Source organism: Caulobacter sp. UC70_42 (assembly GCF_044056025.1).
Lineage (GTDB): Bacteria > Pseudomonadota > Alphaproteobacteria > Caulobacterales > Caulobacteraceae > Caulobacter.
The window spans coordinates 146,759-165,481 of sequence record NZ_CP171994.1; the positions used below are offsets into that span (position 1 = coordinate 146,759).

The following is an 18,723-nucleotide window of genomic DNA, read 5'->3' on the forward strand; positions in this document are numbered from 1 at the left end:
CGGCGGCTGGCCGAGGATTGGCGAACGCCGTTCACAGCAGGGCGCGCACGGCCTGGGCGATCGCCGGCGTCATGTCGATGGCGTTCGACGCATGGGCGACCGTGTTGGTGCTGACGATGCGCGCGACGTGTTCGCCCAGGACCTGGGCGGCGTCGCCGGCGAACAGCGCATGCACCACGACGCAGTCCGGCGGCGCAAAACCCAGGGCCTTGAGCTGGCGGGCCGCGACGGCGAGCGTGCGGCCCGACGAGGCGATGTCGTCGACGAGCACGGCTTGGCGGCCCAGGAAGGCGCCGGCGTTGGGGATCGAGATGTCGACCTCACGATCCCCGGACCGCTGCTTTTGGCAGACCAGGAACGGCGCGTCGGCGCCGGCCGCCACCTGCGCCACCCACTGCTCGCTCTCCAGATCGGGCCCGACGATCACCGGTCGGGCGACGTTCCGCCTGATCCACGACGCCATGAGCGGCGCGGCGTGAACGAGCTGGCTGGGGATTCGGTAGATCTCCGCCAGGGCGTGATGGCGGTGCAGGTGGGGATCGACGGTCACCAGCCAGTCGAGGTGGCGCGAGAGCACCGCCGCGAAAATACGCGACGTGACCGCCTCGCCCGGATGGAAACGGGTGTCCTGGCGCATGTAGGCCAGATAGGGCGCGATCAGGCCCACCCCGCGCGCGCCAAGCTCGCGCAGCGTGTCCGCCGCGAAGAGCAGCGGCGGCAATTTCGCGTCCGGACGCTCGAGGCCGCAGACCAGGATGACATCGCGCTCGGTGACGTCGCTGTCGATCCGAAGGTAGGTCTCGCCATCTGGAAACTGGCGCTGCAGCAGGACCCCTGCCTCCGCGCCGAGCGCTGGGCCAAGGGCTTGGGCCAGGCGCTCGCCGCCGTCCAAGGCGAAGACGATCGGCGGCGTCATGGCGCCGCGATCGCGAAGATCGCCCCGTCGCTCAAGGCGAAGGCGGCCGCATAGTCCAGTTCGCCGGGGCTCTCGGCGTGAAGGGTGCACAAGGGCGACCCCGCGACGATCGACTGGCCGAGCCGGGCGTGGACCGCCACCCCGGCCGCCTTGGCCATCGGCGCGCCCGCGAGCTTGGCGACGGTCGCGAGTTTGCGGTTGTCGATGCTGGCGATCCGGCCGCTGGAGGGCGCGGTCAGGTCTCGCTGGAAGCGGGCGACCGGCGGCGAGCGCATGCCGCCTTGGGCCTGGCAGATGCGCTTGAACTTGGCCCAGGCGCGGCCGCTCTCGAGGCTTTGCCGCGCGCGCGCGAGGCCAGCGCCAGGGGCCGCCACGCCCGCCAGCTCGAACAATCCCCCGGCCAGTTCACAGGCCCTATGGGCGAGATCCTCGACGCCGGGCTCGCCTTGAAGCACGGCCAGTATGTCCAGCGCCTCCAGCGCCGGCCCGATGCCGCGTCCGATCGGCTCAGCCCCAGGGCCATACATCACCCGCGTGCGCAGGCCGAAGGCGGCGGCCACCGAGGTGAGCGCCGCCTCGAGATCCCGCGCGGCCTCCAGGCTCCGCACCTTGGCGGTCGGTCCCACAGGAACGTCGATCACCAGGTGGGTCGCGCCGGCGGCGATCTTCTTGGACAGCACCGAGGCCACCAGCTGGCCGACCGCGTCGATGTCGAGCGCCCGCTCGACGCCAATGATCACGTCGTCGGCCGGGCTCAACCGAACCGCCCCGCCCCAGGCGATGCAGCCCCCCTCGCGCGCCACCACCCGGCGGATCGCGGCGATGTCGAGGTCGACGGGCGCCAGAACCTCCATGGTGTCGGCGGTGCCGGCCGGTGAGGTGATCGCGCGCGAGGAGGTCTTGGGCATGACCAGGCCTTCGGCCGCCATGATCGAGACGATGATCGGCGTGGTGCGGTTGCCCGGCAAGCCGCCGACGCTGTGCTTGTCGACGACGATCGGCCCAGGCCAGCTCAACTGCTCGCCGACCTCGACCATGGCCTTGGTCAGTCCGATCGTCTCGGCCTGATCGAGCGGCGCCGCCGAACAGGCGGTGACGAACGCCGAGAGGTGGACGTCGCTATAGCGATGCTCGGCGATATCCGCGACGATCGCCGAAAAGGCCGCCTGGCTCAGGCGCTCTCCATAGATCCGGCGGCGCACCGCCCGCAGCGAGGCCAACGGCGGAGCGTGGGCGACCTCCACGCGGTCGCCCGCCTTGACCCCGAGCCGGGCCCATGCGGTCTCGGAAAGGCCGATCTCGCCGGGGTCTGGCGTGTCGCCCGAGCTGTGCAACAAGGACACCACCGCCTCGCGGCCGCCGGCGCGCAGGACGACCTGGGCGCGCGACCCCAGGCCCTCGGACCGGCAGACCGGGCAGTCGTGCCGCATCACCGCGATCATGTCGCCGCCAGCCGCGGTGAGCCCCATGCGACGCGCGCGCAGCGTGGCCGACGCCGGCCTCGCGTCGGCCTGCTCGTGCCTTGGGACGCTCACGCCAGCCGCCCCCAGCTGCCGAGGGTCGGGACGGTGCAAGGCCAGCCGTGTTCCTCGCCGATGCGCTTGGCCAGGACCTGCGCGCCGGCCGGCTCGCCATGGGTGACATAGACATGCCGCGGCGCCGCCTGCATGGCGCCCAGCCACCGCATCAGCTCGTCGCTGTCGGCGTGGGCCGACAGCATGGTCAGGTTCGCCACCTCGGCGTGGACGGGGACGTGTTCGCCGTGGATCTTGATCGTCCGGGCCCCCGAGACGAGCGCAGCGCCGCGCGTGCCGGCCGCCTGGAAGCCGGAGAACAGGATGAGGTTGCGCTCATCCGGGGCGAACCGCTTGAGATGGTGCACGACGCGGCCACCGGTCGCCATGCCGCTGGCCGAGATGATCACCTTGGGGGTGGCGTCCGCGGTCAGCGCCTTGGATTCCTCGACTTCGCGCACATAGTGCGCGACGCCGCACGCGGCTTCGCATGCCGCGCGGCTCAGCCTGTGTTCGTCCATGAAATCACACATCAGCCCGCTGGCGTCGATCGCCATCGGGCTGTCCAGATAGATCGGCGCATCACGCAGCCGGCCGTCCGCGCGCAGACGGGACAGATGATAGAGCAGCGATTGGACGCGACCGACCGCGAAGGCGGGGATCACCACGGTTCCCCCGCGTCGGATGCACCGTTCGATATGGTCTCCCAGCGCCCGCGACGGATCCACGCGGTCATGGCGGCGGTCGCCATAGGTGGATTCGACGATGACGTAGTCGGCCCGCGCCGGCGGTTCGGGGTCCTTGATCACCGCGTCGTCATAGCGCCCGATATCGCCCGAGAAGAGAACCGACCGGCCCTTCCAGTCGATCTCGATCGACGCCGCGCCGAGGATGTGGCCGGCGCGATGGTAGCGCGTCCTGATCCCGTCGGCGAGCGAGCGCCATTCGCCAAACCCGATGGTCTCGAACAGCCGCAGGGCCAGGCGCGCGTCGGCCTCCGTGTAGAGCGGCAGCGCCGGATCGTGGCGCGAGAAGCCGTGGCGGTTGGCGAACTCCGCGTCCTTCTCCTGGATGCGCCCGCTGTCGGCGAGCAGCAGTTGGCAAAGGGCCGCCGTGGCCGGCGTGCTGAGGACGGTCCCATCCCATCCCAGGCGGGCCATGCGTGGCAGGGCGCCCGAATGGTCGAGATGGGCGTGGGTGAGCAGCACCTGCTCGACGTCGGCCACCTCGGGCGCAAGCGGCGCCCAGTTGAGGCGGCGCAGGTCCTTGGCCCCCTGGAACAGACCGGAATCGACCACGATCCGGGTCTGGCCGTCGTCCAGCAGGTAGCGCGAGCCCGTCACCGTGCCCGACGCGCCGAGGAAGGCCACGGCAAGGCCGCCGGCCGGCCGCTCGGCAAGGTCGATGCGCGCTTCGCGTTCAAGGGCGGCCGTTCCGAAATTGCCGTGGAGCCGTTGCTTCTTCCTGTTCCTGTGCATGGGCGGCTTGCCTCTGGTGATGATGCTCGCCGCGCAGCCTTTCAGGCTCGGTCGCCGCGGGCCAATACGCAAAGGCCGCAGACATCGCCGCCTGCCTCCGGGGACCCGCGGCGCCGCCCCCACCCGCCGCTGCGGCCTCTACCTATACTTGGCGCCCGGGTCGCGGGCCTATGATAGGGCGTCAAGGCCTGAAGTGAGCGATCCATGGATGTTCAACACCAAAAGCTGCGTCGGCGCGGAACGATCGTCCTGGTCGGGTTCCTGCTGATCGCCGGCTTCTTCCTGACCACCGAGCACGCCGCGCATGTGCTCGGCGTCTTGCCCTATCTGCTCCTACTGGCCTGTCCGCTGATGCACCTGTTCATGCACCATGGCCATGGCGCCCATCAGCACGGGCGAGAGGACGCGCCCGGCCGCATCCCGGCGGACGCGCCGGCCAATCCCAACGAACCGGTCGAGAGGCAGCGGCGATGACCCATCCCGGTTACGGCTACGGCCTCTGGGGACTGGCTTTGGTCAACGCCGCCGTCTTCATCCTGTTCGCGTTCAGCTTCTTCAAGCCCGCGACCGGCCGCGACTGGCGCAGCTTCGGCGCGTTCAGCGCCTTTATCGTCGCCCTGTTCGCCGAGATGTACGGCTTCCCCCTGACCATCTTCCTGCTCTCGGGATGGCTGCAGTCGCGTTTTCCCAGTGTCGACTGGTGGAGCCACGACGCCGGCCACCTGCTGGAGATGATGTTCGGCTGGCGGGTCAATCCCCACTTCGGACCGTTCCATATCGCCAGCTTCGTGCTGATCGGGACCGGGTTCTGGCTGATCTCGGTCGGCTGGGTGGCGCTGCACGCCCGTCAGCGCCACCGGGAGCTGGCCACCACGGGGGTCTACGCCAGGGTGCGCCATCCCCAGTACGCCGGCTTCATCCTGGTGATGCTAGGCTTCCTGCTGCAGTGGCCCACGCTGTTGACGCTGGCGATGTTCCCCGTGCTGGTGGTGATGTACGTCCGCCTGGCCCGTCACGAGGAGCAGGCGGCGCTGGCGCAGTTCGGCGACGCCTATCGCGACTACAGGGCGCGGGTTCCCGCCTTCATCCCCCGCTGGCCGTTGCGTTGACCCCCGCCATCGCCGCGGGGGCGACCGGGCGATGCTCAGCGAAGGGGCGCGAGCATGGCGCTCATCTGGTCGATCTCCTGCTGCTGGCCCTTGATGATCGTGGCGCAAAGGCTGCGGATCTCAGGATCCTTCACCGGCGCGCGTCCGCACATCAGGATCGCGCCAGCGTGATGCGGGATCATCGAGCGCAGGAACTCGCGGTCGCCGACCAGCCACTGCTGGCGAATGGCCGCAAAGCACAAGACCCCGATGACGAGGCTGGACGCGACCAAGCCGCGGTTGAGGCCCTTGCGCGGATACATCATGCCCATGAGCACGAGTTCGAGCATGACCATCGGCGCGGTCATCAGGCCGGCCATGTAGGCCTGGTTGAAGCTTGGATGGATGTTCGCGGCCCTGTCGACCATGGCGTACATCAGGACATACATGGCCAGGAACGACAGCACGGTCATGGCGGCCAGGCGCAGGTAGGGCCTGTGGTGTTGATGGTCTTTGGGCGCGTGGTGCTCGGCCATGACTGTTTTCCGCTCCTGGAGCCCGGCGCAACCACGCGCCGGGGCGAGGTTTTCCAGCGGGTTGCGATGCTCCCACAACCGGCGAACGGCGCCCCCGTTCCGCCTCTGAAAATATTCACCGCGACCGCGCCAAAGGTCGAGGGATGGTCCAGGCCGCTGCGTATTGGACCAGATGGCGGCTTTCAGGCCCCGCCTCCAAGCCGTCGCCAGTCCGCGCGCGTCGCGGCAAATCGCATTCGGGGATTGTCCGGACATGACGAGGCCGTGTGACCGCGCTAAGCTCGCCCGATGCTAAGGCATGCGCTCGCTTTCCTGGCCGCCGTGGCCCTCGCGTTCAGTCCGCTGGCGGTCAACGCCGCGCGGGCTGATTGCGACATGGCCGGCATGGACGCGATGAGCATGATCGCCATGGCCCCCGCCGGCGACGACGTGGCCCAGGCCGAGCCCTGCTGCGATCACGGCAAGACCATGTCGGCCAAGGATTGCGCCAAGGCCTGCGCGATCAGTTGCGCCCTGTCCGTTGCGGCCCCCTGCCCGGGCTCGGAGACCCCGATCGCCGTCGGCTATCGCGTCGAGACCCGCTGGTCCAACACCAGCGGCCGCACCCACCGCCTCATCCCCGAAGATCCGCCCCCCCGAACGATCGCCTAGGACCGGCCCGAGGGCCGATCCCCGCCATCGCTGGTTTCACGCCCCGGTCCTGCCGGGCGCGCGTGATCGCCCGCGCTTTCGCCGGCTGGCTTTTCGATCTTCAAGGATGACCTTCATGTCTCCCCGCCTTCCCGCGCTGGCGCTCGTCTCCGGCCTAGCTTCCGCGACGACCGTCTCGGCCGCCACGCCACGCGCCTGCGGCTATTTGCGGGCCGCCCAACCGGCCTGCCTGGCTCGCTAGCTCGGCCGGGACGGGTGGGGCCGATCCCCTGTCTTCGCCCGTCCCGTCCGGCCCCGGCGAAGCGGCTGCAAACGCTTCGCCGGGGCGCTGGCCCCTCACGGCTTCCTCCAGGATTTTCGTCTCCATGCGTATTCTCCCCCTTCTGGCCGGGCTGAGCTTGGCGAGCGTCGCCCACGCCGCGCCCCTGACCTACGCCCAGAGCCTCGACGCGGCCGCGGCCAATGCGCCGGCGCTGCGCGCCGCGGCCCTGCAGGTCGAGGCCGCCAAGGCCTCGGCCAAGGCGGCCGGCGCCCTGCCCGATCCCAAGCTCGCCGTCGGCCTCGACAACTTCCCAGTCTCGGGTCCGCCGGCCGGTCGGTTCGGCACCGACGAGATGACCATGGGCCGGGTCGGCTTCAGCCAGGACATGCCCAGCGCCGCAAAGCGCCACGCGCGGATCGGCCGCGCCGAGGCCGACATCGTCGCGGCGGGCGCCGAGGGCGCGGTCGAGGCCCGCCAGGTCCGTGTCGCCACGGCGCTCGCCTGGATCCAACTGCTCTATGCCCAGCGCAAACTCGCTGCGCTCGATGGGGTGGTCGCCCAGCTGGCCCCGCTGTGGGACGCCGCGCCGTCCGGCGTCGCCTCGGGACGATCAAGGCCGGCCCAGGCGCTGGAGGCGGCCCAGATGCGCGCCGCCCTGGAAGACCGCCGCAGCGAAGCTGTCTCCGAACTGGGGCGCGCCCGCGCCATGCTGGCCCGCTGGACGGGCGACGCCGATCCACAGGCCGTTGGCCAGGGGCCCGATCTCGACCTTGCCCCTGCCAGTCTCAGGGCGGCGATCGATCGCAATCCCGCCGTGCTGGCGAAAGACGCCGCCGCCCTTCAGGCCCAGGCCGATGTCGCCCTGGCCAAGGCCGACAAGCGCCCCGACTGGAGTTGGGAGGTGGCCTATCAGCGCCGCGACCCGATGTTCGGCGACATGGTCTCGGCCGGGGTCAGCATCAGCCTGCCGCTGTGGGGCAAGAGCCGCCAGGACCCGATGATCGCGGCGCGCGCCGCCAGCGCCGGCCGCGCAGACGCCGAGCGTGAGGACACGCACCGGGCGCTGGCCGCTCAGCTCGAAGCCGATCTCGCCGACCACGTCATGCACCACGAGCAATGGCTGCGGGCCCGCGACACGCTGCTGCCGCTGGCCAAGCAAAAGGCTCAGCTGGAGACCGCCGCCTATGGCGCCGGCACGGCCGGTCTGCCCGATGTGCTGACCGCGTTCTCTGGCCTGGCCGACGCCCAGCTCACCACCCTCGATCGCGAGGCCGCCGTTGCCCTCGACGCCGCCCGCCTGACCCTGACCTACGGAAACGACCAATGACCCCGTCCCCCTCGATGAAGGCGCTGCTCGCGGGCGCCGCCGCCCTGGTCGTCCTGGCTGGAGCCGGTGGCTACGGCCTGGCCCGCCTGACCGCCAAGCCGGCGATGTCGCAACCCTCGGCCGACGACCGCAAGGTCCTTTACTGGTACGACCCGATGGTCCCGGCCCAGCACTTCGACAAGCCGGGCAAGTCGCCGTTCATGGACATGCAGCTGGTGCCCAAATACGCCGGCGAAGCCGAGGCAGGCGGTTCGGCGGCGGGCGTGCGCATCGATCCGTCGGCCGCACAGAACCTGGGCTTCCGGCTGGCGACCGTGGAGGAAGGCGCGCTTTCCAGCGGCTTGACCGCCACCGGGATCGTCGACTTTAACCAACGCGACGTCGCCGTGGTCCAGGCCCGCAGCGGCGGGTTCGTGCAGCGGGTCTACGGCCGCGCGCCCGGCGACGTGATCGCCGCCGGTGCGCCGCTGGCCGACCTGCTGGTTCCCGAATGGGGCGGCGCCCAGGCCGAATACCTCGCCGTCCGGCGCACCGGCGACGCGGCCCTGACCGCCGCCGCCCGCCAGCGCCTGCGCCTCTTGGGTATGCCCGACGGCGTCGTCGCCGGTCTCGACCGCGACGGTCGGCCACGCACGACGATCACCGTCACCGCGCCCTTGGGCGGGGTGATCTCCAAGCTCGACGTGCGGGCGGGCATGACCGTGGCCTTGGGCCAGACCCTGGCCGAGATCAACGGCCTCTCGAAGGTCTGGGTCACGGCCGCCGTGCCTGAGGCGCAGGCCGGCCAGCTGCGTCCTGGCCAGGGCGTCGGCGTCACCCTGGCGGCCTATCCGGGCGAGACCTTGCGCGGGACGGTCCAGGCCGTGCTCCCGCAGGCTCAAGGCGACAGCCGCACCTTGCAGGCGCGGATCGAACTGCCCAACCGCGACGGCCGCCTCAAGCCCGGCATGTTCGCCACCGTCGCCTTCGACGCGACGACCCGCACCACCTTGCTGGTCCCATCCGAGGCGGTGATCCGCACCGGCGCGCGCAACGTCGTGATGCGGGCCTCGGACGGCGGCCGCTACCAGGCCGTCGAGGTTCGGACCGGGCGCGAGGCTGGAGGCCGGACGGAGGTCCTGGCGGGACTGTCTTCGGGGCAGCGGATCATCGCCTCGGGTCAGTTCCTAATCGACTCCGAAGCCAGCCTGGCCGGCTTGCAGGTCCAGCCACTTCCGGCGTCAGGACCTCCAGCGTCGCCGAGCGACATGAGCATGGCCAAGCCTATGACGCCGGCCAAGCCCGCGCTGGCCGAAGCTGTCGGCCGCGTCGAGCAGGTGACGAAGGACGGCGTCACCCTGTCCCACGGTCCCGTGCCAGCGATCGGCTGGCCGGCCATGACCATGACTTTCCGCGCCGACCCGATGCTGCTGAAGGGCTTGAAGGTCGGCGACCAGGTCAGCTTCGCCTTCGATCCGCCGCCGGCCGATCCCACCGTCCGGCGCATCGCCAAGATCGGCGGTGGTGCATGATCGCCGCCCTGATCCGCTGGTCGGTCGCCAACCGCTTCTTCGTGCTGCTGGGCGCCCTGGCGCTGATCGTGGCCGGCGGCCTGGCCGTGCGCTCGACCTCGATCGACGCCTTGCCCGACCTCTCCGACACCCAGGTGATCATCCGCACCAGCTATCCGGGCCAAGCCCCGCAACTGGTCGAAAACCAAGTCACCTATCCCTTGGCCACCACCATGCTGTCGGTGCCCGGAGCCAAGACCGTGCGCGGCTATTCGTTCTTCGGCGACAGCTTCGTCTACGTGATCTTCGACGACAAGACCGACCTCTACTGGGCCCGATCGCGGGTCTTGGAATATCTCAACCAGGTTCAGTCGCGCCTGCCCGAAAGCGCCCGCCCAGCCCTAGGTCCCGACGCCACAGGGGTCGGCTGGGTCTATGAGTACGCCTTGGTCGACAAGACCGGCGGCCACGACCTCAGCCAGCTGCGCTCGTTGCAGGACTGGTTCCTGCGCTATGAGCTGAAGGCCCTGCCGGGCGTAGCCGAGGTCTCGGCGATCGGCGGCATGGTGCGCGAGTATCAGGTCGTGCTCGATCCGCAGAAGCTGGCCAGCTTCGGGGTCACGCACCAACAGGTCGTCGCCGCGCTGAAGGGCGCCAACGCCGAGACCGGCGGTTCGGTGCTGGAGCTGGGCGAGGCCGAGTACATGGTCCGCGCCACCGGCTATCTGAAGACGATTGAGGACTTCCAGGCCGTGCCGTTCAGGACGGCGGCCGGCGGGATCCCCGTGCGTCTCGGGGACGTGGCCACGATCCAGGTCGGCCCGGAGATGCGACGCGGCATCGCCGAACTCAACGGTCAAGGCGAGGTGGCCGGTGGGGTGGTGATCTTGCGCTCCGGCGAAAACGCCCGCACCACGATCGCGGCGGTGAAGGCCAAGCTGACCGAGCTGAAGAAGAGCCTGCCGCCCGGCGTCGAGGTGGTCACCACCTACGACCGCTCGGGCCTGATCGACCGCGCCGTCCATAACCTGACCGGCAAGCTCCTGGAGGAATTCCTGGTCGTCGCCCTGGTCTGCGCCCTGTTCCTGGGCCACCTGCGTTCGGCCCTGGTGGCGATCATCTCGCTGCCGCTGGGCGTCCTGGCCGCCTTTCTGGTCATGAAGAGCCAGGGCGTCGACGCCAACATCATGTCGCTGGGTGGCATCGCCATCGCCATAGGAGCCATGGTCGACGCGGCCGTGGTGATGATCGAGAACGCCCACAAGAAGCTGGAGCGATGGGCCCACGAGCATCCGGGTGAGACCCTGGCTGGCGAGACCCGCTGGAAGGTGATCACCGAGGCCGCCGCCGAGGTCGGTCCGGCGCTGTTCTTCAGCCTGTTGATCATCACCCTGTCGTTCATCCCGGTCTTCACACTACAAGCGCAGGAAGGCCGGCTCTTCCGCCCCCTGGCCTTCACCAAGACCTACGCCATGGCGGCGGCGGCCGTCCTGTCGGTGACCTTGATCCCGGTGCTGATGGGCTATTTGATCCGGGGCCGTATCCCCGACGAGGCGTCCAATCCGATCAACCGCGTGCTGACGGCGGCTTATCGCCCGCTGCTGGACCGGGTGATGCATCGCCCCAGGACGACGCTTGTGGTCGCGCTTCTGGCCTTTGCCACCACCGCTTGGCCGCTGGCCCATCTGGGCGGGGAGTTCATGCCCAACATGGACGAAGGCGACCTGCTCTATATGCCCTCGGCCCTGCCGGGCCTGTCGGCCGCCAAGGCCGGACAGCTCCTCCAGCAGACCGACCGGATGATTAAGACCGTACCGGAGGTCGACAGCGTGTTCGGCAAGGCCGGCCGCGCCGAGAGCGCCACCGATCCGGCCCCGCTGGAGATGTTCGAGACCACCATCCGCTTCAAGCCGCGCGACCAGTGGCGGCTGGGCATGACGCCCGACAAGTTGGTCGCCGAGCTCGACCAGCGCGTACGCGTCCCGGGCCTCACCAATGTCTGGGTGCCGCCGATCCGCAACCGTATCGACATGCTGGCCACCGGCATCAAGAGCCCGATCGGGGTCAAGGTGTCGGGGGCCAACCTGGCGGAACTCGACCGCATCGCGCGCGAAGTCGAGGGCGTGGCCAAGAGCGTTCCCGGGGTCAGTTCGGCCTTGGCCGAGCGGCTGACCGGCGGGCGTTATGTCGACGTCCGCATCGACCGGGCCGCCGCCGCGCGGTTCGGGCTCAACATCGATGACGTCCAATCGATCGTCTCCGGCGCGATCGGCGGCGAGACCATCGGCCAGACGGTCGAGGGCCTGGCGCGCTATCCGATCAGTGTCCGCTATCCGCGTGAACTGAGGGATAGCCTGGAAGGCCTGCGGGCCCTGCCGGTGCTGACGCCCGGCGGCGCCCAGATCACCCTGGGCACGGTGGCGCAGGTCCAGATCGCCGACGGGCCGCCGATGCTCAAGAGCGAGAACGGCCGACCCACGACCTGGGTCTATGTCGACGTTCGAGGCCGTGACCTGGCTTCGGTCGTCGGCGACCTGCGCCAAGCAGTGACCCAGAAGGTGCGGCTCTCGCCCGGCGTCAGCGTCTCCTACTCGGGGCAGTTCGATATCTGCAGCGGGCCGCCGACCGGCTGAAGATCGTCGTGCCGGCCACCCTGCTGATCATCTTCGTGCTGCTCTACGTGATCTTCCGTCGCTTCGACGAAGCGGGGCTGATTATGGCTACCTTGCCGTTCGCCCTGACCGGCGGGATTTGGACGCTGTACCTGGCAGGCTTCCATCAGTCGGTGGCCACCGGCGTCGGGTTCATCGCCCTGGCCGGGGTCTCGGCCGAGTTCGGGGTGGTGATGCTGATCTATCTCAAGCACGCCATGGACGCCCTGGGTCCCAACCCCACGCCCGACCAGGTCGAGGCCGCCGTACGAGAAGGCGCCCTGCTGCGGGTGCGGCCCAAGGCCATGACCGTGGCCGTGATCCTGGCGGGTCTGGCGCCGATCCTCTGGGGTCATGGCGCGGGTTCCGAAGTGATGAGCCGCATCGCCGCCCCGATGATCGGCGGCATGCTCACCGCGCCGCTGCTGTCGATGTTCGTGATCCCGGCCGGCTACCTGCTGCTGCGCCGCCGCCAGGCCCGCCCCCCCGCTTCTGCTTCCACTTCAGCCTAGGAGATTAACCCGATGAAGACCCTGTCCCTGACCCTGGCCGCCCTGCTAGCGACGACCAGCCTGGCCGCCTGCGGCCGCAAGGCCGAAGCGCCCGCGACGCCCGCCGCTCCAGCTCCCGCCGCCACTCCTGCTCCAGCGAGCAACGCGATGGCCGGCATGGACATGGCTCCGGCCGACAAGATGGCCAAGGGCGTCGGCGTCGTGAAGGCGATCGACAAGGCCGCCGGCACGATCACCCTCGACCACGAAGCCATCCCCCAGGCCGGCTGGCCGGCCATGACCATGGGCTTCAAGATTGCGCCGGCCCTGCTGGACGGCGTCGCGATCGGCGATCATGTCGCCTTCGACCTGAAGCTCCATGACGGCGCGGGCGAGGTGACCGCGATCAGCAAGCGATAGCGGCTTGGCCGGCGGGCGCGGATCGATGTTCGCGTCCGCCGATCCTGTCACCCGCCAAGGTCAGGGTCTCGCCCATGGCGCGGCGGAGATCGTGTCTTGCCCCGCGCCGCCGGCCTTCGCGCCAAGCGTCTGGATCAGCGGGCATCCTGGATCTTGCCCGGCCTCGCACGCTTTCACAGCGTCCGCCAAGACCCGTTCCATCCGCCGAAGGTCGGCGATCCGGGCACGCACGTCATGAAGGTGGGCCGCCGCCAGATCGCGAACTTCGGCGCAGGCGGCGGCTTCATCGGTCGCCAAGGTCAGCAAGGCGCGGACTTCATCCAACTTGAACCCCAGCTCCCGCGCTCTACGCACGAAGCTCAGCTGCTCGACGTCCCGGGTCTCATAGGTCCGGTAGCGTCCTCGGCGCAGGGGCGCGGAAATCAAGCCGATCCGCTCGTAGTAGCGGATCGTCTCGATGTTGCAGCCAGTACGACGAGCAAGTTCGCCGATCTGAATTGCCTGGCCAGCCATGGTTCGCGGTCTTCGATTAGGGCTTGAGTTCTGTAGTCGCTACAGATGGCATCTTGGCGCGGATCGCAACAGCAGGTGATGGCGTGATGACAAGACGCGGGCTTGGGACACCGGGCGACGGAACGCCCCGGCGCATGACGGAGGCGGCCTTGAGCTGGACCGCGCTGACAGCGGCGGCCAGTGCGGTGCTGGCCTGGGCGGCTTGCTGCATTTTGCCGATGTCCCTGGCGCTGGCGGGCCTGGGCTTGGGCGGTCTTGGCTGGATCGCGGGTCAGCGCGCTTGGCTCACCCTTCTGGCGCTGGGCGCCATCGGCGCGGGCTGGGCCCTGACCTGGCGACGGGCGCGGAGGTGTCGGATCGACAACGCCTGCGCTGCCCCCTCGCGGCTGGAGGTGGGTCTGTTGGGCGCGGCCACCCTTCTCGTCGTCCTTGCCATGCTCTGGCAGCCGATCATCGAACCTTGGGCCCTGGGCCTGATCCGGAATGCGCGCCGATGAGCGATGTCCAGATCAAACCTCAGTCGACCCTGACCTGTCCGCAATGCGGCCACAAGGCCACCGAGACCATGCCTACCGACGCCTGTCAGTATTTCTACGACTGCCGAGGCTGTGGCGCGGTGCTGAAGCCCAAGCCGGGCGACTGCTGCGTCTACTGCTCCTACGGCGACGTTCCGTGCCCACCGATTCAGAAAAATTGCAGCGCGTGTTGCGGGTGAGTACTACAGCCCGCCTCACCTCGATCTAGCCGGCTTTAGATGAAATTGACCTCCAGTGGGCCGCCGCCTAGAGTACTTAGCCCTCGACACCTTCAAGGGTCATCGGGCCGGGGCGGTGCGGCAGCCTCAGGCGGCGGGATGGAGCCTAAATCGCTCGTTCCTGAACGTGCCGGACGTCTCGCGTATCCCGCCCTGGCCGAAAGCTGGGATCGACATCAGGTCCGACCAATGCCCATATCGGGAGCCACTATGTGAAGCAGTGGGTCAAAGACGGCCTCAGCCCGCGGGCAGCCCGGACCGCTGTCCGAAACGGATAGCTGAACACACTCGCAACCGGCCTGCAGCGTTGAAGATATCGGCCGAAAGCGCAAGAGTGTCGGCATTGCAGCTAGCGGGGGACCGTGGGGGTTGGCGTGTTAGGGCAGCTTCGTCAGGTGGTGGTGGCCATGGCCGCCCTGCTAATGGCGGTGCTCGCCCTGCTGATGCCGGTCGACCGGACCCATCTTGACGCCGACCTCTTCGGGGCCGCGCCCTCCACGATCGCTGAGGACCCGGAGCGCCCCGTCGGTAGGACAGACGATCGCGTCTCGGCGCCGTCGACGCCGACCGATCTCCAGACCTCAGAATCGCCCGCCTCGGGCGCCCATCAGCACCATGCCGATGGCCCCTCCCTCTTCGGGTCGACCGCCCATGCGATCGAACCCACGGTCTCGCTCGCCATGGTCGTCCGGTTCCACCTGACGAACGACCGCAGCACGGGCCTGACCAGCAACCCGCAAGACCGTCCGCCCAAACCCGATCTCGAATCCATCGCCTAGACCGCGCGGCCACGGCCGCGCCCTCCGTGTTCGAGGAATTCCATGTCTCAGAAATCTATCGGCCGCATGCCGCGGCTCTGCGCGTCGGTGCGCGCCGGCCCCCTCCTGTCCTACCCGTCACTAGCCGGAAGCAACGCCTCGTGACCCCGATCCACGATCTGACGCTCTATGCCGCCGCCCACCCCTGAGCCCTGACCGCCGCCGTGCTGTTGGTTTTCATCGCCCTAGTCGCGGTACTGATCTTGGTCTGGATGCACCGGTTCGAGGGGGTGCTGGCGCTCTACCACGACGGCGATGGCGGAGACCCCCATTGCATCTATCTCGACAATGGGGCCATTCGGCTGGAGATCATTCGCCGCCGGGCGGCCTGGAACTTCCGCGTAACCCCGCTCCTGGGAAGCCTCCAAGCCGACCAAGTCGTCGTCGCCACGCTGCGCGCCGACGGCCTTGGACTGAGGTTCGTTTTCGACCGACGGAACGGTCGGCTGGAGTCGACCGCCAAGGTCCGCGAGCCCCTAACGTTCGTGGCGCACGTGTCGATCACCCGCGGCTCCACGGTCAGCGAGTTCGTCGTCCTGTTTGACGGGACCGAGAAGGACGGCGCGCTCGTCAGGCCGGCTGATGGGGCTCGGGCCGCCTGACGAACGGATCATGGCGGCGTAGCCAGCCGCGCGCGGGACGCTCCACGCCATGATAGACCGCAACGGAGACGAACATGCAGAAGACCAGGACACCGCCCCAGGCCACCCACGCCCAGCCGCCGACCGGCCGCACGAAGCGATCGAGCAGCTCGAAATAGGCGATGTCGACCGGTAGGTGGGTCATGTAGACGGCGTAGGAGACCTCGCCCAGATAGACCATCAGCGGCGCCGGCCAGGACGCCGCCCCGCCCGGCCTTCGCCGTCTCGGCGGTGCAGTAGATGAGCGCCGCCAGACCCAGCCAGGTCCAGCGATCGGCCAGGCCCAGCGTCGCGGCCACGACGATCCAGACCACGGCGACGCCCATGCCCGTGTGCGCCACCAGCGTGGGCGGCGCGCGGGTCGAACCGAGCCTATGGAGCGCCACGCCCATGGCGAAGGACGGGATGATCCGCAGCACGCCGCCGTGCGCGGTCAGCCTGGTCAGCGATCCGCCGTAGGCCTGAACGATGGCGTCGAGCGAAAAGAACAGGGTTGCCGCCAGGACGACCGCCACGATCGGACGTCGGCGCAGGGTCAACGACGCCAGGGCGAAGGCGGGGAAAGTCAGGTAGGCGAACCACTCGGCCGAGATCGACCAGGAGGGAAAATTCCACTGCACGGTCGGCGTCGCCCACCAGGCGTGGACCAGTAGTAGATGTTGGGGGATGGCGGCCGGATCGAAGGCCGCGGCCTCGAACCGGGCGCCGGCCCAGCGCCCCAGCCCCCACAGCATGATGGTCGCGCCGAGAGTCAGAAGGTGGACCGGATAGAGCCGCGCCAGGCGCGCCCAGAGAAACGAGCTGTAGGGGAAGCGACCTTCCGCCCAGGCGCGCACATAGACGTGGGACAGGATGAAGCCCGACAGGATGAAGAACAGGTCCACCCCAAGGTAGCCCTTGTCGATCATGCCGACCTGCTCGAGGTCGAGGCCGAGCCGGTTTCGGAAGTGATAAACGAGCACCCATCCGGCCGCGACGATGCGCAAGCCCGTCAAGGATTTGAGGTCAGCTGGATACATGTCGTCCCCCGACGGCGACGGGATGGCACCCGAGCGTCCCCGAACGCGGGTGGCGCTCCTGGTGCCGCGCGCCCTAGCCTTCGCCGATCATCCCGCCGTCGCGGCGGGTCTCGGTTTCACTTTCGACGCCTTCGACATTGCCGCGATAGACGCCGCCCTCGTCGATCATGCCGCCCTCTTCGGGGGGCGAACGATCGGATGGCGGCGCGGGCTGGGGATCTGGCTTGAGCGGGGATTTTGGATCGGTCATCTTCGGCTCCTCAACATAGACCCTTGCGGGTCGGGGCTAGCTTGATCGCGGCCTCAGGCGGGCGGCGCGCTGTGATGACGGTGGCCGCTATAGGCGACGACCTGGACCTTGCCCAGGGTCGCCAGACCGACATCGGCCGCCACTTCGAGCGTCGCGGCCAAAGCGTCGAGCTTGGACCGGGTATCGACCATCTCGACGATCAGGTGCTGTTCAGGCGCCAGGTCGCGGGCCTTGGCGCCATGCAGCACCGCCTCGCCGAAGGCCTCCTCGATGCGCAGCACCGCCGCGCCAGCGATGTCCATGGCGCGGGCGCGCTCGATCAGCACCGCGTCATAGGCCACGCCGTTCAAGGTCGCCTCGGCGTCGAGATAGATCCTCAGGATGTGCAGGTCGTCTTGGGCCACGGGTCACCTCACTCTCTAAAATCCTGGCGCGCCCCGGAACGCGGACGCGCCTTACGCTCATTCAGCCGGCCGCCTAGGCGTGCCGATCTTCCTCCGCGCACTCCACGACCTCGGTCTGGATCGTGACGTGATGCAGGTCGAAGTCGGTCTCCAGCCGCGCAGCGATGGCCTTGCGGACATCCTCACCCACTGCCCCGTCGGCCAGCACGACATGGACGGTGCAGACGGCCTGGTCGGCGCCGGTGGTCCACAGGTGCAGCTCATGGACGCTGGCGACGCCGAGCATCTCGGTGATGGCCTTGCGCACGCCGGCCAAGGCCATGCCCGGAGGGGCGCCTTCCAGCAGGATGCGGGAGGTGTCCTTCAGCAGGATCCAGGTGCGCGGCAGCACCCAGAGGCCGATGCCGATGGCGACGATCGGGTCGACGAAGCGCCATCCCGTGAACTTGATGACGACGGCGCCGACGATCACGCCCAGCGAGCCGAGCATGTCGGCCCAGACCTCCAGATAGGCGCCCTTGACGTTGAGACTCTTGTCTTTGTGGCTGCTGAGCAGGCGCATGGAGACCAGGTTGATGACCAGGCCCAGCACCGCGACGATGAACATCCCCACCGACCCGACCGGCTCGGGATTGACGATGCGCTTGACGCCCTCGACCAGCACGTAGATGGCCACGCCGAACAGCAGGATGGCGTTGAAGGCCGCGGCGAGGATTTCAAAGCGCCGATAGCCGAACGTGAATTCCTCGGTCGCCTTTTTCTGACCGACGCGGATGGCGGCCAGAGCGATGGCGAGGGCGGCGGCGTCGGTGAACATGTGCGCCGCGTCCGACAGCAGCGCCAAGCTGTTGAAGGCGATGCCGGCGACGACCTCGGCGATCAGAAACGTCGAGGTCAGCGCCAAGGCGATCGCGAGCCTGCGGCCATTGGCCTGGCTCGCGCCGTGATCGTGTCCCGCTCCCATCGAAAACGTCTCCCTTTCCCGTGCGCCGAGACGCGCCTGCCAAGTTTGAGGGATCAACGCACGAAACCGATCAATTGTGGGCGTCGCGCGTGATCCGATGGTCTATTTCTTATCGAGAATGGAAAGGGTGGCCTTCTCCATCGCGTCCTGGGTGTCCAGGACGTTGAGATTGGCCTCGTAGGCTTTCATGGCCTGCTTGAGGTCGAGGCTCTCGGCCAGGCTGTTGACGTTGGGCAACAGCACGTAACCGGCGGCGTTGGCCGCCGGGTGGCCAGGGTCATAGGCTTGCGGGAATGGCTTGGGATCGGCCTTCACCCCGCTCAGCACCACGCCCTCGTCGCCGCCCATGGGCTCGACCTTGAAGACGGGAATCTGGCGTCGATAGGGCTCGCCGCCGGGAGTTCTGGCGGTCGAGTTGGCGTTGGCGATGTTCTCGGCCAGGATCTGGATACGCTTCTTCTGGGCCTGCAGCCCCGACACGGCGATGGCCGTGCTTCCCCCTTCGATCGACGACTTGGTCATGGACTGTCTCCGGA

The 18,723-nt window shown here is 68.8% G+C and carries 21 protein-coding genes and 1 pseudogene; 12 read left to right on the plus strand and 10 right to left on the minus strand.

Annotated features, from left to right (window positions below; all coding sequences use genetic code 11):
* Positions 1 to 31: 31 nt before the first annotated feature.
* The 3 genes from ACHMW8_RS00980 to ACHMW8_RS00990 are packed head-to-tail and all read right to left on the minus strand — an operon-like array spanning position 32 to position 4,031.
* The gene (locus ACHMW8_RS00980) at positions 32 to 916 is read right to left on the minus strand and encodes a ribose-phosphate pyrophosphokinase (protein WP_062099709.1); all 885 of its coding nucleotides are present in this window, start codon (positions 914 to 916) and stop codon (positions 32 to 34) included.
* Positions 913 to 2,451: a thymidine phosphorylase family protein gene (locus ACHMW8_RS00985; protein ID WP_062099727.1), complete on the minus strand. Its 1,539-nt coding sequence runs from the start codon at positions 2,449 to 2,451 to the stop codon at positions 913 to 915. Before ACHMW8_RS00985 ends, ACHMW8_RS00980 begins: the two co-directional genes overlap by 4 nt.
* Positions 2,448 to 4,031 (minus strand): MBL fold metallo-hydrolase RNA specificity domain-containing protein, encoded by a 1,584-nt coding sequence (locus ACHMW8_RS00990; RefSeq protein ID WP_395444503.1) that lies wholly within the window; start codon positions 4,029 to 4,031, stop codon positions 2,448 to 2,450. Before ACHMW8_RS00990 ends, ACHMW8_RS00985 begins: the two co-directional genes overlap by 4 nt.
* Before the next feature lie 81 nt (positions 4,032 to 4,112).
* Between ACHMW8_RS00990 and ACHMW8_RS00995 the strand changes: the two genes are divergently transcribed.
* Entirely contained in the window at positions 4,113 to 4,382 is a 270-nt protein-coding gene (locus tag ACHMW8_RS00995) for a DUF2933 domain-containing protein (RefSeq protein WP_062099711.1), read from the plus strand.
* Entirely contained in the window at positions 4,379 to 5,017 is a 639-nt protein-coding gene (locus ACHMW8_RS01000) for an isoprenylcysteine carboxylmethyltransferase family protein (RefSeq protein WP_062099712.1), read from the plus strand. Before ACHMW8_RS00995 ends, ACHMW8_RS01000 begins: the two co-directional genes overlap by 4 nt.
* A gap of 35 nt (positions 5,018 to 5,052) precedes the next feature.
* On the opposite strand, the gene ACHMW8_RS01005 is transcribed toward ACHMW8_RS01000, so the two are convergent.
* A complete protein-coding gene (locus ACHMW8_RS01005) occupies positions 5,053 to 5,532 on the minus strand; it encodes a DUF305 domain-containing protein (protein WP_062099713.1) in 480 nt (159 codons plus the stop codon).
* Between the two features lie 288 nt (positions 5,533 to 5,820).
* On the opposite strand from ACHMW8_RS01005, the gene ACHMW8_RS01010 reads away from it, so the two are divergent.
* The 6 genes and pseudogenes from ACHMW8_RS01010 (at position 5,821) to ACHMW8_RS01035 (ending at position 12,824) form a co-directional block, all read left to right on the plus strand.
* Positions 5,821 to 6,183, plus strand: a complete 363-nt coding sequence (locus ACHMW8_RS01010) for a hypothetical protein (protein ID WP_062099714.1) — start codon at positions 5,821 to 5,823, stop codon at positions 6,181 to 6,183.
* A 115-nt stretch (positions 6,184 to 6,298) separates the two neighbouring features.
* On the plus strand, positions 6,299 to 6,424 hold the full coding sequence (locus ACHMW8_RS01015) for a hypothetical protein (protein WP_255357039.1): 126 nt from the start codon (positions 6,299 to 6,301) through the stop codon (positions 6,422 to 6,424).
* A 124-nt stretch (positions 6,425 to 6,548) separates the two neighbouring features.
* A complete protein-coding gene (locus ACHMW8_RS01020; protein WP_062099715.1) occupies positions 6,549 to 7,772 on the plus strand; it encodes a TolC family protein in 1,224 nt (407 codons plus the stop codon).
* Positions 7,769 to 9,283 (plus strand): efflux RND transporter periplasmic adaptor subunit, encoded by a 1,515-nt coding sequence (locus tag ACHMW8_RS01025; protein ID WP_062099716.1) that lies wholly within the window; start codon positions 7,769 to 7,771, stop codon positions 9,281 to 9,283. Before ACHMW8_RS01020 ends, ACHMW8_RS01025 begins: the two co-directional genes overlap by 4 nt.
* Positions 9,280 to 12,425: pseudogene (locus ACHMW8_RS01030) on the plus strand (efflux RND transporter permease subunit). Before ACHMW8_RS01025 ends, ACHMW8_RS01030 begins: the two are co-directional and overlap by 4 nt.
* A gap of 12 nt (positions 12,426 to 12,437) precedes the next feature.
* Positions 12,438 to 12,824 carry a copper-binding protein gene (locus ACHMW8_RS01035; RefSeq protein WP_062099718.1) on the plus strand — a complete coding sequence of 129 codons (387 nt, stop codon included), beginning with the start codon at positions 12,438 to 12,440 and terminating at the stop codon, positions 12,822 to 12,824.
* 60 nt (positions 12,825 to 12,884) lie between these two features.
* Here the strand turns inward: ACHMW8_RS01035 and ACHMW8_RS01040 are convergent, their stop codons facing one another.
* The gene (locus ACHMW8_RS01040) at positions 12,885 to 13,337 is read right to left on the minus strand and encodes a helix-turn-helix domain-containing protein (RefSeq protein WP_062099719.1); all 453 of its coding nucleotides are present in this window, start codon (positions 13,335 to 13,337) and stop codon (positions 12,885 to 12,887) included.
* A 149-nt stretch (positions 13,338 to 13,486) separates the two neighbouring features.
* Here ACHMW8_RS01040 and ACHMW8_RS01045 point away from each other — a divergent pair, with 149 nt between their 5' ends.
* The 4 genes from ACHMW8_RS01045 (at position 13,487) to ACHMW8_RS01060 (ending at position 15,511) form a co-directional block, all read left to right on the plus strand.
* Positions 13,487 to 13,834, plus strand: a complete 348-nt coding sequence (locus tag ACHMW8_RS01045; RefSeq protein ID WP_231737590.1) for an MFS transporter permease — start codon at positions 13,487 to 13,489, stop codon at positions 13,832 to 13,834.
* A complete protein-coding gene (locus tag ACHMW8_RS01050; RefSeq protein ID WP_082749784.1) occupies positions 13,831 to 14,052 on the plus strand; it encodes a GDCCVxC domain-containing (seleno)protein in 222 nt (73 codons plus the stop codon). Before ACHMW8_RS01045 ends, ACHMW8_RS01050 begins: the two co-directional genes overlap by 4 nt.
* Before the next feature lie 461 nt (positions 14,053 to 14,513).
* A complete protein-coding gene (locus ACHMW8_RS01055) occupies positions 14,514 to 14,870 on the plus strand; it encodes a hypothetical protein (RefSeq protein ID WP_395444504.1) in 357 nt (118 codons plus the stop codon).
* Between the two features lie 203 nt (positions 14,871 to 15,073).
* Positions 15,074 to 15,511, plus strand: a complete 438-nt coding sequence (locus tag ACHMW8_RS01060) for a FimV family protein (RefSeq protein ID WP_062099722.1) — start codon at positions 15,074 to 15,076, stop codon at positions 15,509 to 15,511.
* 8 nt (positions 15,512 to 15,519) lie between these two features.
* Here ACHMW8_RS01060 and ACHMW8_RS01065 read toward each other — a convergent pair whose 3' ends face one another.
* From ACHMW8_RS01065 to flgC, 5 genes are all read right to left on the minus strand, one after another.
* Positions 15,520 to 16,569 (minus strand): acyltransferase, encoded by a 1,050-nt coding sequence (locus ACHMW8_RS01065; RefSeq protein WP_062099723.1) that lies wholly within the window; start codon positions 16,567 to 16,569, stop codon positions 15,520 to 15,522.
* Positions 16,570 to 16,642: 73 nt separating this feature from the next.
* Positions 16,643 to 16,819, minus strand: coding sequence for a hypothetical protein (locus ACHMW8_RS01070; protein WP_156447825.1), 177 nt, complete (start codon positions 16,817 to 16,819; stop codon positions 16,643 to 16,645).
* A 53-nt stretch (positions 16,820 to 16,872) separates the two neighbouring features.
* Positions 16,873 to 17,223, minus strand: a complete 351-nt coding sequence (locus ACHMW8_RS01075; protein ID WP_062099724.1) for a DUF190 domain-containing protein — start codon at positions 17,221 to 17,223, stop codon at positions 16,873 to 16,875.
* Between the two features lie 73 nt (positions 17,224 to 17,296).
* Complete coding sequence (locus tag ACHMW8_RS01080; RefSeq protein ID WP_062099725.1) at positions 17,297 to 18,187, minus strand: cation diffusion facilitator family transporter; 891 nt, start codon at positions 18,185 to 18,187, stop codon at positions 17,297 to 17,299.
* Between the two features lie 102 nt (positions 18,188 to 18,289).
* Entirely contained in the window at positions 18,290 to 18,709 is a 420-nt protein-coding gene (gene flgC, locus ACHMW8_RS01085; RefSeq protein ID WP_062099726.1) for a flagellar basal body rod protein FlgC, read from the minus strand.
* Between the last annotated feature and the right edge of the window lie 14 nt (positions 18,710 to 18,723).

What these genes read in the sequence shown, in the direction of transcription:
- ACHMW8_RS00980 (WP_062099709.1), bottom strand. Translation starts at nt 916, where the DNA reads ATGACGCCGCCGATCGTCTTCGCCTTGGACGGCGGCGAGCGCCTGGCC.
- ACHMW8_RS00995 (WP_062099711.1), top strand. Translation starts at nt 4,113, where the DNA reads ATGGATGTTCAACACCAAAAGCTGCGTCGGCGCGGAACGATCGTCCTG.
- ACHMW8_RS01000 (WP_062099712.1), top strand. Translation starts at nt 4,379, where the DNA reads ATGACCCATCCCGGTTACGGCTACGGCCTCTGGGGACTGGCTTTGGTC.
- ACHMW8_RS01005 (WP_062099713.1), bottom strand. Translation starts at nt 5,532, where the DNA reads ATGGCCGAGCACCACGCGCCCAAAGACCATCAACACCACAGGCCCTAC.
- ACHMW8_RS01010 (WP_062099714.1), top strand. Translation starts at nt 5,821, where the DNA reads ATGCTAAGGCATGCGCTCGCTTTCCTGGCCGCCGTGGCCCTCGCGTTC.
- ACHMW8_RS01015 (WP_255357039.1), top strand. Translation starts at nt 6,299, where the DNA reads ATGTCTCCCCGCCTTCCCGCGCTGGCGCTCGTCTCCGGCCTAGCTTCC.
- ACHMW8_RS01020 (WP_062099715.1), top strand. Translation starts at nt 6,549, where the DNA reads ATGCGTATTCTCCCCCTTCTGGCCGGGCTGAGCTTGGCGAGCGTCGCC.
- ACHMW8_RS01025 (WP_062099716.1), top strand. Translation starts at nt 7,769, where the DNA reads ATGACCCCGTCCCCCTCGATGAAGGCGCTGCTCGCGGGCGCCGCCGCC.
- ACHMW8_RS01035 (WP_062099718.1), top strand. Translation starts at nt 12,438, where the DNA reads ATGAAGACCCTGTCCCTGACCCTGGCCGCCCTGCTAGCGACGACCAGC.
- ACHMW8_RS01040 (WP_062099719.1), bottom strand. Translation starts at nt 13,337, where the DNA reads ATGGCTGGCCAGGCAATTCAGATCGGCGAACTTGCTCGTCGTACTGGC.
- ACHMW8_RS01050 (WP_082749784.1), top strand. Translation starts at nt 13,831, where the DNA reads ATGAGCGATGTCCAGATCAAACCTCAGTCGACCCTGACCTGTCCGCAA.
- ACHMW8_RS01055 (WP_395444504.1), top strand. Translation starts at nt 14,514, where the DNA reads ATGGCGGTGCTCGCCCTGCTGATGCCGGTCGACCGGACCCATCTTGAC.
- ACHMW8_RS01065 (WP_062099723.1), bottom strand. Translation starts at nt 16,569, where the DNA reads ATGTATCCAGCTGACCTCAAATCCTTGACGGGCTTGCGCATCGTCGCG.
- ACHMW8_RS01070 (WP_156447825.1), bottom strand. Translation starts at nt 16,819, where the DNA reads ATGACCGATCCAAAATCCCCGCTCAAGCCAGATCCCCAGCCCGCGCCG.
- ACHMW8_RS01080 (WP_062099725.1), bottom strand. Translation starts at nt 18,187, where the DNA reads ATGGGAGCGGGACACGATCACGGCGCGAGCCAGGCCAATGGCCGCAGG.
- flgC (WP_062099726.1), bottom strand. Translation starts at nt 18,709, where the DNA reads ATGACCAAGTCGTCGATCGAAGGGGGAAGCACGGCCATCGCCGTGTCG.